The sequence below is a fragment of the Flavobacterium sp. FlaQc-47 genome, from assembly GCF_044006475.1.
In the GTDB taxonomy this organism is placed as follows: Bacteria; Bacteroidota; Bacteroidia; order Flavobacteriales; family Flavobacteriaceae; genus Flavobacterium.
The window spans coordinates 413,540-427,869 of sequence record NZ_JBIPCQ010000004.1 but is presented as its reverse complement, the minus strand read 5'-3'; the positions used below and the strand labels follow the sequence as shown (position 1 = coordinate 427,869).

Annotated in this window: 8 protein-coding genes; 2 read left to right on the top strand and 6 right to left on the bottom strand. The window is 33.0% G+C overall.

Translation table 11 applies throughout. The features are described from left to right. Positions 1 to 257: 257 nt before the first annotated feature. A complete protein-coding gene (locus ACHRVX_RS15055; RefSeq protein ID WP_395333609.1) occupies positions 258 to 677 on the bottom strand; it encodes a helix-turn-helix domain-containing protein in 420 nt (139 codons plus the stop codon). 367 nt (positions 678 to 1,044) lie between these two features. Between ACHRVX_RS15055 and ACHRVX_RS15050 the strand changes: the two genes are divergently transcribed. After that, complete coding sequence (locus ACHRVX_RS15050; RefSeq protein ID WP_395333607.1) at positions 1,045 to 1,461, top strand: lipocalin family protein; 417 nt, start codon at positions 1,045 to 1,047, stop codon at positions 1,459 to 1,461. 87 nt (positions 1,462 to 1,548) lie between these two features. On the opposite strand, the gene ACHRVX_RS15045 is transcribed toward ACHRVX_RS15050, so the two are convergent. The 3 genes from ACHRVX_RS15045 to ACHRVX_RS15035 form a co-directional block, all read right to left on the bottom strand. Beyond that, positions 1,549 to 5,538, bottom strand: coding sequence for a PAS domain S-box protein (locus ACHRVX_RS15045; RefSeq protein WP_395333605.1), 3,990 nt, complete (start codon positions 5,536 to 5,538; stop codon positions 1,549 to 1,551). A gap of 11 nt (positions 5,539 to 5,549) precedes the next feature. Continuing rightward, positions 5,550 to 5,990, bottom strand: coding sequence for a response regulator (locus ACHRVX_RS15040; RefSeq protein ID WP_395333603.1), 441 nt, complete (start codon positions 5,988 to 5,990; stop codon positions 5,550 to 5,552). A gap of 392 nt (positions 5,991 to 6,382) precedes the next feature. After that, positions 6,383 to 8,731 carry a mechanosensitive ion channel family protein gene (locus ACHRVX_RS15035; protein ID WP_395333601.1) on the bottom strand — a complete coding sequence of 783 codons (2,349 nt, stop codon included), beginning with the start codon at positions 8,729 to 8,731 and terminating at the stop codon, positions 6,383 to 6,385. 445 nt (positions 8,732 to 9,176) lie between these two features. Here ACHRVX_RS15035 and ACHRVX_RS15030 point away from each other — a divergent pair, with 445 nt between their 5' ends. Beyond that, entirely contained in the window at positions 9,177 to 10,778 is a 1,602-nt protein-coding gene (locus tag ACHRVX_RS15030; protein ID WP_395333600.1) for a Na+/H+ antiporter, read from the top strand. 92 nt (positions 10,779 to 10,870) lie between these two features. Here ACHRVX_RS15030 and ACHRVX_RS15025 read toward each other — a convergent pair whose 3' ends face one another. Both ACHRVX_RS15025 and ACHRVX_RS15020 read right to left on the bottom strand, forming a co-directional pair. Then, the gene (locus ACHRVX_RS15025; RefSeq protein ID WP_395333598.1) at positions 10,871 to 12,238 is read right to left on the bottom strand and encodes a restriction endonuclease; all 1,368 of its coding nucleotides are present in this window, start codon (positions 12,236 to 12,238) and stop codon (positions 10,871 to 10,873) included. Between the two features lie 3 nt (positions 12,239 to 12,241). Continuing rightward, positions 12,242 to 14,164 carry an AAA family ATPase gene (locus ACHRVX_RS15020; protein ID WP_395333596.1) on the bottom strand — a complete coding sequence of 641 codons (1,923 nt, stop codon included), beginning with the start codon at positions 14,162 to 14,164 and terminating at the stop codon, positions 12,242 to 12,244. Positions 14,165 to 14,330: the final 166 nt, after the last annotated feature.

The window sequence follows — 14,330 nt, the reverse complement described above, 5'->3', positions numbered from 1 at the left end:
CTTGTCATCCTGACGGAGGAAGGATCGCACTAGGATTTCCGTAACGAAAATCGTTGATCTTTGTCGAATTACGTGTGCGATTCTTCGTTCCTCAGAATGACAAAACTGGGTGCTAATCTTTGTGGAGTTTCTTGCGCTATTTTTAGTTCCTCAGAATGACAAAGTAAACGCAATCTTGTCATCCTGAAACCACACAAAAAAAGGACGAAGCTTCATATGAAACCTCGTCCTTTTTATACTATATATGTTACGACTTATTATTTAGCGTTTAATAATTTCTCTACATAATCGAATTTATCTTTTTCAGCCTGCAGTAAACGCTCATAAAGTTTTTTGTTTTCCTCAACAAGTTCCATCATTTTATCTAAAGGATTGAAGTTGCAATTATTTACGTTTGCATTAAAAATGTTGCCGTTAATATCGTTGTCATATACGCTGTTAAAATAATTAATTGCTCCTTCGTCCGAAAAGTTTTTAATGGCTTCAACACTTACACCAAGAGCTTTTGCAACTTCAATAAGTCTTTGCTCATCTATAGTTTCACTATTTTCTATTGCAGATATTGTTTGCTGGCTTATGCCCATTTCATACGCCAAAGCTTCCTGCTTCATATCCCGAAGTTCACGAATACGGCTGATTTTTCGCCCTATGTGATTTTGTTTTGTAAGTGTGCTCATAATTCAAAGATACTAATTAAGTGTAATCAGGCAATAGGTAAAAAACATATTAGGTGCCGTATTATACGGTTAAAATGATTCGGTACAATTAAATCGCTAATTTGTTTGCTTAATGAAGTAAAAATACAATTTTTCAGAGATCTGACTCAATACTAAACCAATTTGTGAGAAAAATAAATCAGATGCTTATTTGTTATAAAATGCTGATATTAAGAGGTTAATATTGCTTTATTGTTAGTAATAGCAGGGTTTAGCAAGTAATTATTTAGTAATTCAATGAAATTATGTAAATCTTTCCGAAAATTATAGAACAATTCTGATAGACTTTAAAAGTAATTTAGCATAAATAATTTTAAACAAATCAAACATGAAAACTAAAAGAATATTATTCGCAGTATTATTAAGCATCGGTTTATTCGCAACATCTTGTAGTAACGATGACAACGACGGGGAAACAATTGTACCAATCCAAGGTAAATACAACCTAAGCCAAACAGGTACAATTATTAATGGACAAGAGGTTTTAATCGACGCTCCACAAAACGCAGCTGGATGTAACAGAGATTATTTAGACCTAAGATTAAGTAATGCAGCAGTAATAGGTGATTATAACGGTTCAAACTGTGCATTAGTAGAAACTACTGGAACTTACGTAAGATCTCACAATGATTTAACTCTTACTATTGGTACTACAAATACAACTAGCGATATCATGAACCTTACTAATAAGGAGTTGAAAATTAAAGATAAAACTACTGGAGTTATCACTGTTTATACAAGATAATTAATTGAAGTAATCTTAATTCACTAGAATTAAAAAACAAAAACGGAAATGACTTTAAAAGTTATTTCCGTTTTTTTTTGTTTAGTTTTAATGGTGAATCACCGGGATATAAATATCAAAAGTGGCGCCTTTGTTTTGTTCGCCCTTTGCGGTAATGAATCCGTTATGGTTTTCAACGATTTTTTTCACAATGGCAAGACCAATTCCGGTTCCTGTATATTCCATTTTTCCGTGTAAACGCTGAAAAACTTCGAATATCTTTTTACTGTACTGAGGTTCAAAACCTATCCCGTTATCTGAAATGCTAATATGGCAATATTCAACATCTTTTGATAAAGGGTCATGATCTAAAACTGATCCTTTAGCAAATCGACTTGTTATTTTTATTACAGGACGAGTATCCGGTTTCGAAAATTTTAATGAATTGCTGGCAAGATTGTATAATAATTGTCTGAACTGAAACGGAATAATACTGACAACACAGCTTTCAGTATTTTCTATTATGGCATCTTTTTGTTCCAGTTCTTCTTTTAAATCTTCTTTTACCTCATCAATAATTTGGGAAAGATTGACTTTTTCAAATTTTCTTTCCTGAATATTTGTTCTCGAATACGAGAGTAAATCATTGATAAGTGTCTGCATTCTTTGAGCCGCATTTTGCATGCGTTGGAATTTATCTTTTCCGGAATCAGATAAATTCTGAGATTCTTTCTCGATAATCTGTGTTGCAAACGTTTGTATTTTTCGCAACGGTTCCTGTAAATCATGGCTTGAAATATAGGCAAACGACTGAAGTTCCTTATTCATTTGCTCCAGTTCTACATTTTTATGTTCCAGTTCTTTTGTACGTTCTGTTACTTGTTTTTCTAATTCCTGAGTAAAGGCTTTTTCAGTTTGAATATCTGTAAACGCGCCTACCCATTTTATAATTTTATTGTCTTTATTTAAAACAGGTTCGCCTATTACGGAGTGCCATCTGTAATTGCCATCTTTTCTTAAAACCCTTACATCTGTTTTATACGGTTCGCCTGTTTCCCGGCTACGTGTCCAGACTCTCACATTTTCTTCAAAATCATCAGGATGAATCATTGCTTTCCATTCGGCCAGACCGGCAGGATGAATTCCGGTGTATTCTAACCATTTACCTGATGCAAATAATGCGTTTCCTTTTTCATCGGTTTCCCAGATAAGCTGCGGAATACTTTCGGTTAATGATCTGAATCGTTTTTCACTTTCCTGTATTTTTTTTCGGGCTTCGACTTTTTCCGTTACATCAATTATGGTGATTCTTACACCTGAAATTGCGTTATCGGCTTCACGCATTGGCGCGTATTCAAAATCGATGTAAAACTTTTGTTCGCCATCATTTTCGTTAATTAATAATAAGGATTCAGATTCTGAGTGTATTTTTCCGGTTGTATAAACTTCATGTAAAAGTTTGCCATATTTTTGAGCGCGGAGTTCCGGGAATATGTCAAATATTTTTTTGCCTTGAACCTCGTCTTCTTTTTTTCGCCAGATATTTTTTAAAAGTGCTTCATTGACAATTTCAATCACCATATCTTTCCCTTTCAAAATCGCTTTTGGGACAGGAGATTCCATGACCAGTTTTCGAAATCTTTTTTCACTGACTTCGAGCTCATGCTGATGATTTTTTTCATCGGTAATATCTCGTATGGTTCCCAGAAGTTTTTCAGGATTATTATTAGCATCATAAAAAAGTTTTCCTTTGGCTTCAACCCAATGAATCGATTGATCTTCCCAGATTACACGTGCTTCATAATGTATATATCCTGAGGTAATTGCCTCTTTAAAAGCGCGTTCGCGTATGTGTAAATCATCCGGATGAACGTGACTCAATAATTGCTGATGGCTTAGGTATGCGTCATTTTGATGTCCTGTAACAATTTCAAGATATCTTTTTGAATATTGAAGATTTTTTGTTTTAACATACAACTCCCAGGTTCCCAGTTCACTGGCTTCAACAATAATATTTAGTCTTTCTTCATTGAGTTCGACTTTCTTGCGGGCTTCTACTTTTTCAGTTACATCTGTAACAGTTACTATTATACCTGAAATTTCTCCATTTTCCTCTTTTAAAGGATGATACAGAAAATCAAAATAAAATATTTCCGGTATTCCGTGTCGGTTTATAGGTACAGGCGCTTCATTGCCGTGATACGGAATGCCGGTAGTAATTACACCCTTTAAAAGCGGAGTTACAATTTCTACTGTTTCCGGTAAGGATTCAAATAAAGGTTTGCCTATAAAAGTACTTTCCTCTTTGCCCACTAACTTAAGATAAGCTTCGTTTGCCATTTCGACCATATAATTTGGACCGCGTAAAATAGTGATTCCTACCGGAGCTTGTTTCACGGTGTCTCTAAAACGCTTATCGGCTTCCTCTATTTTTTGTCTGGCGATCACTTGTTGTGTATTGTCAAGTACCCAAATGGCTACTTTTGATACTTTGCCTTCAATATTTTTTAGCGGAGCATAGACAAAAGTTACATAGATTTTTTCCTCTTTTCTATGTCTGATGAGGTGCATTTCTACTTCATTAGCATAAAAAGGTATTCCATCACTTATTACTTTTTTTAATTCATCTTCATAATAAGTTTTTACCTCAGCAAATGTGTCCCAATAGTTTTTTCCTGCAATTTGGTCATATGATTTTCCGGCAACTTCAACAAAACTCTCATTTACAATTTCGCTTATCAGCGTTTCTGCATCTATTACACAGATACCAATGGGCGATTGCGCGACCATACTGCGTAAATTCTCCTCGCTTTCCTCAATTTTTTTCTTGGCAATATTCAGGTCAGTTAAGTCAACTCCGGTATTCATTACGCCATATATATTGCCGTTTGCATCATATATTGGTGTCAAACTATAATTGAAATAGTAGGTTCCTAATTTTCCGTCAACAGTTAAATCAAGTGGTGTGTTTTTTGTGTGAAAGGATTTTCCGGTATTTAAAACTTCATTAATTTGTTCAAATACCAATTGATTATCAAGTTCCGGCACAACATCTTTAAAAGATTTACCAATAACATCATTGCCTTTTCCCCATACTTTAATAATGGAGTCATTGGCTAATTCAACTGTCATTTCTTTTCCTACGTACAAAGCAATAGGGAAAGGCGCATTTTCGACCAACTCCCTGACTTTTTGTTCACTCTCTATAATTTTTGAGCGTGACACTACTTGTGATGTTACTTCAAGCGCAATCCCCATAACGCCGGAAATTGTTCCATCAGATTCTTTGAGCGCTTCGTAAACAAAATTGATATAAGTATCTTCTATTTTGCCATTGCGTGAGAACTTAACGAGTTGATCATTGGCAACAAATTTTTCGCCGGTTTTGTAAACATTATCTAATACATCTTCAAGATATTGATTTCTTGTATCCGGTAATGCTTCAAAAATGGGTTTATTGAGTACATCTTTTTCTTCTGTTCTCCATAATGAAATCATTTTTTCATTGGCAATTTCCACCACATGTTTCTTCCCTCTAAAAACACACATCGCCACAGGAGCCTGCATGATGTTGTTTTTAAATCTGGTATTGCTTATTTTAAGTGCTTCTGTTGCTCTTACTTTTTCGGTAATTTCAATAACGGTGACTAAAACACCGCCTACTTTGCCATCTTCAGTTTTAATGGGCGTGTATGAAAAATTAAAATAACACTCCTCATCAATTCCATTTCTCTTTAATATTAATTTTATATCAGGATTGATAATCGAATTTCCCTTTCTTACATCATCAAACATGGGACCTATAGTATCCCAGATTTCTGCAAATGTAATGCGTGAAGTAATTCCTAAAGCTTCAGGATGTTTGCCAGGACCAAGAATCCGGCTATAAGTATCGTTGTATAATTGTGTAAAATCCTCACCCCATACAATGTACATCGCAAAAGGATTGTTGAGCATTACAGATGTCATGATGCGAAGGCTCTGCGGCCAGGTTTCAGGATTGCCCAAAGGTGTTTTACTCCAGTCTTTAGCCCGCATCAATTTACCCATTTCGCCACCATCGGCAAGAAAATAATGTTCTTTATTTGTAAAGCTCATTCTAAAAACAATTAGGGTTGAAGAATAAATTCTGCTCTGGCGGGTTGCTTAAAATTATTTTTGGAAGCTGTAATCAGAGCATTTTCGATTACTTTTTTTAATTTCGAAAAATCTCCCGGTTTGCGAATGTAATACGTAGCTCCTTTTTCATACATCTTATCAACAATTTCAATGTCCAGAGAAGTAGAGAAAATAATTACGGGCAAATCTTTAAGTTCCTCTTTTTGTTTTATTTCGGTCAGACATTCGTGCCCATTTTTGCGGGGCATATTAAGATCCAGAAAAAGAATATCCGGTAAAGTATTTACAGCTAAAAACTTCATTAACTCTACACCATCATTAACAGTTACAAGATCTGCAGGTACTACTATTTCATCAAGTGCTTCTTTAAAAAAAGCGCAGTCATCTTCATCATCATCGGCTAGTAAGAGATTGTAATTCTGTCTGTTCATTTTGAATAAGTAAAATTAGTTAGGTTTTTTTGTTTGGAATAATTCCGTTTTTATTCAAAATAAAGATGATTTTACGCATCATTTAAAATTGAAGTGGATATATTTCTGCTAAGGTAAGATTAATTCTATTACTTTTAATCAAGTATAATCTAATAAGTTTAACGTTTTCAGGTCGAAATTCGCAATTTGTAGTCTTCTTTTAAAATATAAAATTTTATTTGTTGAAGGTTGAGATTAATGAAGTTAAACAAAATTGAAAGTAAACAGAATTCCGGCGGGATCGAATAAGAAAGTCCTTTGCTTAAAAGTTTGTATTTGAGCAAATAAATTCAAAAAAAATCCGTCACGATTGTGCGTAACGGATTTTTTAAGATATAATCTAATATGTTATTTTACGTAGCTAACGTTAAGCCGTTAGCTTTAAAATTACTGAATAATACCTGACGTGCGCTGCTTATTGTTTCTTCGGTACGGTAAATGCTGCACCAGAATTTTATTTGCAAATTGAACTTTCCGTCGGCAATAGCAGTATAATAAATTTGTGGTGGTTTAGCATTATTGACTAAAACCATGCTTTCAAGAGATTCTAATATTAAGGTATTAATTTCTTCCGGCATAATATCACCGCTTACTTCTGCCGCAATTTCTACCAGTTTAAAATTGTCAGTATACGTCCAGTTTGTAATATTTTGGGATAATAAATTACCATTTGGGATAATGATTTCGGCACCGTTTGCCGAGTTGATTTTGGTGGTACGCAATCCCATCGATTTTACACGGCCGGATTCTGAACTAATATTGATTACGTCTCCAATTTGTATGGGTTTATCAAAAATTAAAATAATACCCGAAACAAAATTATTAACCACACTCTGAAGTCCCAGTCCAACACCCACACCCAAAGCTCCCAATAAAATACTTAGTTTGTCTAATGGCATTCCTGATGCGGCAACCGCCAGAAGATATCCCACAATTAAGACTACAAGTCTTGTAATGAGTAATTTAGAATGTTGTCTTTTGTTGATGTTTTCTTCATTTTCATCATCAACTTCTCCAAAAAAGTACGCTACATAATTTTGTAATAAATGCGCAACCCAGATAATTATGAAAAACAAAACAATGTTTCCTAAAGTAAAAGTGATGCTTCCTATAGTATTAGGATGCGTTAATAATGAAGTTAAGTTGGCACGCAGCGATTCCCAAATATTCAAATTAGAAGCAATGACAACAAGCCACATATAACTAATTAAAATTATGAAAGGTTTTTTTAGTGTATCTGATAAAGACTCAAAATCAAAAATCTTTTCAATACCACGTTTAACACGGGTTGTATAAATTTGTAAAAGAATAATCTCTAAAACTATTTTTAAAAGTACACTTAAGGCAACAATCTGCGTAAGCGAAATAAAAGCCGTAATACTTAACATGTTTGCCAGAGAAACACGTCCGAAAAGATTATTTAATAATGCCAGAACATTTAAGCCGATAAATATAATAGTGGCCCATTTAAAGAAACCTTTGATGTAAAGTTGGTCTTTAAGCGTTTTTATCTGAACAAATCCATAACGAATTGCAAAAATATTGATCACAATAAATGCACAACGCTGAATAAATCCTACCGAAATAAATAGGTCAAGGAAACAAAGTACAAAAAATAAGGCTAACAGCAACAACCAATTTTCCATGGAGGTTTTTTTCCAGTTGTTTTTAAACAGTACAGTCAATAGTCCCAAAAGCACCAGCTGAATTAGCTCTATAAACATTGCCGGCGCATAAATATTACTCACAACTGCAATATTTAAACCTACAACTGCAACCGGAATTATAATACCCCGATTTAAATATTTGAAGTTAAATTGAGAGAGGTTCTCGGCGTATCCGTTATTTTTCAGGTATTTTAAGTTGCGTGCAATATACCAGCCTAATAAACTCATTAATACTACCAGAAAAATTAATCCGCCTATTCTGTAACTTAAATAGTAGGCAGCGACATTTTCCTCAATGATGATTTTATCCTTAATGTTTTGTCCTACGATTTTTTTTGAGGTAGAATCGCTCGTACTCCACAATACGGGATATTCCTTTTTGAGCATACTTATTCCGGACTGTTCGAGTTTGCTGTCAACAGTGATTAAAGCATTCGAAACGGCAATTTTTCTTTCTACGGTAAGTCTTTTATTTTTATTTAAAATACCCTGATTTTTGGTCATTAAACTGTCTGTACTCAGGTATCTGTTTTTAAGATTAGCCAATTCACTTTTAAATCGCTTGCGGATAATCGTATCTTTTATAAGCAACATAAGGGTTTTGTCCTTGCGCAAATCAGTTACACGGCTTTTTATTTTTTCAAGCGTTTCATTGCGTAAGTTGATCGCCGTATTTTGCTCGTTAAGTTCCTGTTCGATTTCTTTCAGTACAATGCGATACATTTGCTGATTACGAACATTAGGATTTGCACCTTTTAAACTCGATAAAATAAGGTCAAGTTTACTTTGCGTTCTTTTAATATCTCCAAATAAATGATGACTGTTTCCGTCAAACTCCGTGTCATTATGAGCAGATTCTAAAACTTCTCCGGCTTTTTCAATAGAAATTAAATAATCACTGTCTGTAGTAGTATCGTCAAATAATTTTGGACGGTTTTCTGTTTTGGGCGGTGCAGTTTGAGAGTAGGCGAGTGGTGCATAAAAAAAGACTGCAAATAAGGACAATAAACCAATAAAATATCTTTTATGAATCATAATTGAGGGCAATAAATTTAAGGACCAAATGTAATTTTTTTTGCGATATTTATGATGGAAAGTATGATAAAATTTGGTTAAATGAGATTTTGAAGGCTTTGGAGTTTTGTAGGTTGCGTATAATTGTTTTGCAATGGATTAAAATGATTGCTTATTCGTTGCGTATAATTTTTAACACATATATACATAGTTTTTGATGTGTAGAAAAAAGGCGTTTCACTTTGCATGAATACACATAGACTAAAGTCTATAAGGAATAATCTTTTCAATTCATTTAATCATTGGATAAAGCAAACACAAACCAGAAAAAATCTGCTTAATCTGCAAAATCTGCGAGCAAAAAAACAGAAGCAAAATCTTTTTCATCATCTTAATCTGTGACAAAAAAGGAAACTTTAAAAATATTATATTCGTACTCTCACCAGAAATACCAAAACACCACAAAATGGAAAATATTACCGTAATCATCATGTTACTATTTGGAGTCGCTTTTTTGAGCCTTATCAGTAAAAAGTATAATTTTCCCATTCCTATCGTGCTCGTACTTTGCGGAGTTATTATAAGTATTATTCCCGGACTTCCGGTTATTGCGCTAAGCCCCGAAGTTGTTTTTATCGTATTCCTGCCGCCGCTTTTATACCATGCGGCGTGGTACACCAGTTGGTCAGATTTTAAACAAACCATTCGCCCCATAACACTTGCCGCTGTAGGTTTGGTGCTTTTTACAACCGTTGCCGTGGCTTTTGCAGCACATATGCTGATAGATGATATCTCCTGGCCGTTAGCTTTTTTATTAGGAGCGATAGTTTCACCTCCTGATGCAGTTTCTGCAACTTCAATTACAAAAGGTTTGGGTTTACACCCGAGGTTAATTGCGATTCTTGAAGGCGAAAGTCTGGTAAATGATGCCAGTGGTCTGGTGGCTTACAAATATGCCCTGACCGCTATTACAGCAGGGAATTTTGTGCTTTGGCAAGCCGGATTGAATTTTGTCGTGATGTCCGTTTTGGGAATTGGGATTGGTTTAGGTGTTGGCTATATTATGAGTTTTATTCATAAAAAGTTTGTGTGCGATGAGGTTATCGAAGCTACTTTAACATTGCTGACACCTTTTGCGTCCTATTTAATTGCAGAACATTTTGAAGCTTCGGGAGTTTTGGCGGTTGTTGCGACAGGACTTTTCCTTTCGGCAAGATCAGGAACTATTTTTACCCACGAAAGCCGAATGATGACAGGAACAATCTGGAGCGTTCTAACGAATATCCTTAACGGATTGATTTTTATATTAATTGGATTGCAGTTACGCCAGATTATATTAGGAATAGGCGATTATTCCGGTTGGTTGTTGTTTGTTTGGGGCGCATCTGTAAGTTTAGTTGTGATTGTAGTGCGTTTTTTATGGGTGATTCCGGCGACTTTGCTTCCCCGATTTATCAGTAAAAAAATCCGACTGCAGGAAGAATTCGATTTCAGGAACATGATCGTTTTCGGATGGTCCGGAATGCGCGGAGTCGTATCAATGGCGGCGGCTTTGGCATTACCCTTAATGATGAATGAAACAGAAGTTTTCCCGTTGCGAAACCTCATTATTTACCTGGTGTTTTGTGTGATTCTTTCTACTCTGGTTATTCAGGGATTGACGTTACCATGGTTAATTAAGAAACTAAAAATCGAAAAATATTCCATCCTTGCCGAAGAATACGAAATAAGAAACATCATCGTTTCGCAAACGATTACTCATATAGAAGATAATTTCTCGTTACTCAACGACGACTTACTCCATAACATAAAAAGCAAATATGAAGTAAAATTCAACCGCCTTCAAAAAACCGAACTCCCGGCCAATTTCTTCGGAAAAGGAAAACTGATGGGTGGCGAGATTTTCAACGATTTTACTAAAATTCAAATTGATCTTTTGAATGTGGAACGCAATAAATTAGAATCGATGCATAAATCCGGTTCTGTCAATGAGGAGATTTTCAGGAAGATCGAGAAGGAGCTGGATCTGGAAGAGACGAGGTTGTGGATGGAAATGTATGAGGAGTAGGGATATTTTGATATTTGAATAAGTAATTCGGAAATACCGAATTAGTGGAAATAAAGTATTATGTAAAAATTAGAAAATGAATTTTTAATTACTTAAAGATATTGATTAATTGGTAATTCTACTTCTTGTAAAAATATTTCACGATATGTAGAGGACTTTCTTAAGTTAGATTTGAGTATTTTTTTTGAAGTTGTATTGATTTCTAATATATCAGTCTCTATTTTTGTTGTTGCGTTTATAATATTTTCATAAAGATTGGCAGGATAGATAAAGTATGCTGGAATCAATGTATCATCATTTATTCCTAGTTCTCTATAAACACTATTAAGTCTTGTATATCCTGATAGTTGCCTTGCGTCGTCCATAGATGGATTTCCATTAACATATCTTGGTTTATACTTAGCATCTACAACTGCTTTGAGATTTGGTGTGTTTATAATATAATCTAATTCCTGACGATTATGTTTTTCATGATATTTTACCTGACCCTCTTCTGGAAATTCTTGTTTAAGTTGTTTAAAGACATATAATTCAAATAATTTACTCATATCTATCCAAAAAGGAGGATGCATAGCTGTTACTTGCTGATTCTTAGAAGATATATTATAATCTTGTAGTGCTAAAATCTGATTTCCAAGTTTAATAGCTTGATTATAATTTAAATAGAAAGGATTATTTTCAGTATGATTTAGATTTTTAAATTTTTTGTTTATTACTTGATAAAAACCACCATTGCAATAATGTAATAATTCTTGCAATTGGTCGAATTGTTTTTCCTGACTGAAATCTGATAGTAAATTTGGAATTACCGAAAGAACGTACTTTAAAAATTGATTAATTTCTGTGTCAAAACCAAATTCCTGATATTGACAGATTGTTTTAGTTAATTTATTTTTTAACAGATTTTGTTTAATTTGCTGACTTATTAATATTTTTCCTTTTATTTTAGAATTTAAATTTTCTTGAACGGTGTAATAAGATTTTTTCAATCCTTTTCTCACCAAATCTTGAACTAAAGAAAGAAATTGCGCTATTAAAAAAGGAGTTAATATAGGTTTAAGATCGCTTTTAATCTCAATCCATTTATCTTTTAGTTTAGTTTCAATTAACCTCTCTAAATGATCAAAATTTTCGGGTTCTTTCAAAGCCTCCAGAAGCATTGTTATATAATCTAATTGCAGATTGCTGTTATTTATTTTGGGCTCAATATATACGTTACATTCCAAAGATTTAAAGCGATCTAAACCAATGTAATAAGATGATGTGATATCACAAGAATGTCCTACAAAACCTTCTTTATGCAGTTTTATACTAACGCATTTTTTACTCTTATCATTTGCAAAGTGTATTTGATCTTCAAGAATAGGTTTGTCAAAATAAGTCATCCAGCTATCAAGTTTCTGAAAAGCGGAAATGTGATTGGATTGATAGTATTCAAAATGTTCAGTTAAGAAGAGCATAATCTAAATGGTAGTGGATAGTTGTTCAATTTTTTCTCTTACAATTTCTTTTAAGATTCCGTCTTTTATATATTCCCTTAAAATAGGTTTTATTTCATATTCAAGTCTAATATTCATAGAACCTCCATCTTCTTTTTTGTCAATGAAATAAGAGTGACCCAATGCAACATCTTTTGGTTCAAAATCGGTTGATAAATAGTTAGAACGTGTTTTGTAATCGTCAGAGGTAAAAAACTCTTTAACTGAATGAAATAATGGAGAATCGAAAATGATTTCTTCTTCCTCTGATAAATCTTTAGGTAAAATGTCCATAAAAGCAAAACGTCTTCTTATTGCGTAATCTAGGTGGCCAACACTTCTGTCTGCAGTATTCATAGTTCCAATAATAAATAGATTAGAAGGCAAGATTATTTCTCTTTTACCTTCATACTCATAAATACTGTCTACTAATTCATCTCTATATTCTAGCGCATAAATCAACTCTCCTAAAACAGAAGGGAGATTAGCTCTGTTAATTTCGTCAATTATTAAAACGTAATTTATTAATTCTTCTTTATCACTATTATCCGCTATAAAATTTAAATTGTTATCATTCAAGAATTTTCTAAACATATCAAGTACCCTAATATAATAGCTTGCATGCCACTTAGCTAATCCTGATAAGTTGTCATTATGGATTAAATCTTGTCTATCTGAATTTTCATCTAAATAAGCTTGTTTAATGTCATTGAAAAGCATTCTATTACCTCTTTTAGTCCATCCTTCCAGTCCTTTGTATCTAAAAGCGTCGTCATCTAATTCAACTATATAAACAGACTCAGTTAGTTCAATTTTTTCTTTTTTCTCTATATCTTCAGATATATCATATATAAACTGTTCAAATTGTTCATGTACCCATTTTTCCTTTGATAATTCAGCAGCCCCTTTTTTACTGTTAAGTTTGTTTTTTAATGCTTTTTCTGCAAATTCAGCTATTATTTTATTTTCTGTTTTAAATATAATTCCTTCTCCATTTTCATTTGGCTTAGAAACAATGCCTCTGACAAAATCTTCATAGGTGTAAGAAGGATGAAATTGAATTAGCTTGAATTGATTCGATTCAGTAAAATCAATTTTATTTTCGATATCTTCAATATTATCATGAATATATTTCGCTAATGCAGCATTATAAGGATCTAACTGATTTGTTTGTTCTCCTTTTATGTCCCATTTTTTATTAGTATACCATTTTTTAATATCTAAAAAGTTAGGAGAATAAGTTTTTCCTCCTGCTAATGTTAATCGAACATTATTTGGAGTAATTTCAGTTATTGTATATATTGCTTTTTCTTTAACGCTTGAAATTTCCAATCCTACTTTTAAATACCTTTCAATATCAGTATTGTTAATTTTAGACGGTTTCTCCTTTATTATTTGCTCTCCTATTAAAACTTTAGCTAGTTCTTTTGCCAACCTTGTTTTTCCAGTTCCTGGAGGACCTTGGAGTATAATTTGTTTTTTATATTTAAGTAAATCTATATTTTTATTTAAATTTTCATTTGACATATACTTTGAAATGAGGGATTTTGTAATTTGATGAATTTCTTGTTTATGAATTCTGCAGATTCCATCTTGAGTTTTGAATAAAAAATAGTCTTGTGGTTTTAATTCAATCCATTTAGATCTAGCATAAAGAGTTTCTATGTTATAACTAATATTATATTCATCAAATGAATTTTTTAATTCAGGATTGTTTGTTACCGGTTGACAATCTTCTAAAAGAATAGTAATTGCTTTAACAGTATGTCCTTTAGTTATTAATATAATTGAATCTTTTTTAGGATTACAATCACCAATATGACTCAAAGAAATATTTTTATTTTTGATCATTTCATAAAAATCAGGTGCTCCCGTTCCCCATATGCTTCCAAGTTTGTATAATATCATATTTTATCTTGTTTTTTGATAATCTTTATTTCTGATAGTTCTTAAATAAATAAAGTATCCATCTTCTTCCAGTATGTTTTTATCAAGTATTTTAAGCAAACATACTGAAAGGATTTAAAATTAAAGTATGGAAAACCGTAATGAATTAAATGTTTTTTATAATTCC

Bases quoted from the DNA above. Each gene is read 5' to 3' on its own strand.
- ACHRVX_RS15030 (WP_395333600.1), top strand. From the start codon at position 9,177: ATGGAAAATATTACCGTAATCATCATGTTACTATTTGGAGTCGCTTTT.
- ACHRVX_RS15035 (WP_395333601.1), bottom strand. From the start codon at position 8,731: ATGATTCATAAAAGATATTTTATTGGTTTATTGTCCTTATTTGCAGTC.
- ACHRVX_RS15040 (WP_395333603.1), bottom strand. From the start codon at position 5,990: ATGAACAGACAGAATTACAATCTCTTACTAGCCGATGATGATGAAGAT.
- ACHRVX_RS15055 (WP_395333609.1), bottom strand. From the start codon at position 677: ATGAGCACACTTACAAAACAAAATCACATAGGGCGAAAAATCAGCCGT.
- ACHRVX_RS15020 (WP_395333596.1), bottom strand. From the start codon at position 14,164: ATGATATTATACAAACTTGGAAGCATATGGGGAACGGGAGCACCTGAT.
- ACHRVX_RS15045 (WP_395333605.1), bottom strand. From the start codon at position 5,538: ATGAGCTTTACAAATAAAGAACATTATTTTCTTGCCGATGGTGGCGAA.
- ACHRVX_RS15025 (WP_395333598.1), bottom strand. From the start codon at position 12,238: ATGCTCTTCTTAACTGAACATTTTGAATACTATCAATCCAATCACATT.
- ACHRVX_RS15050 (WP_395333607.1), top strand. From the start codon at position 1,045: ATGAAAACTAAAAGAATATTATTCGCAGTATTATTAAGCATCGGTTTA.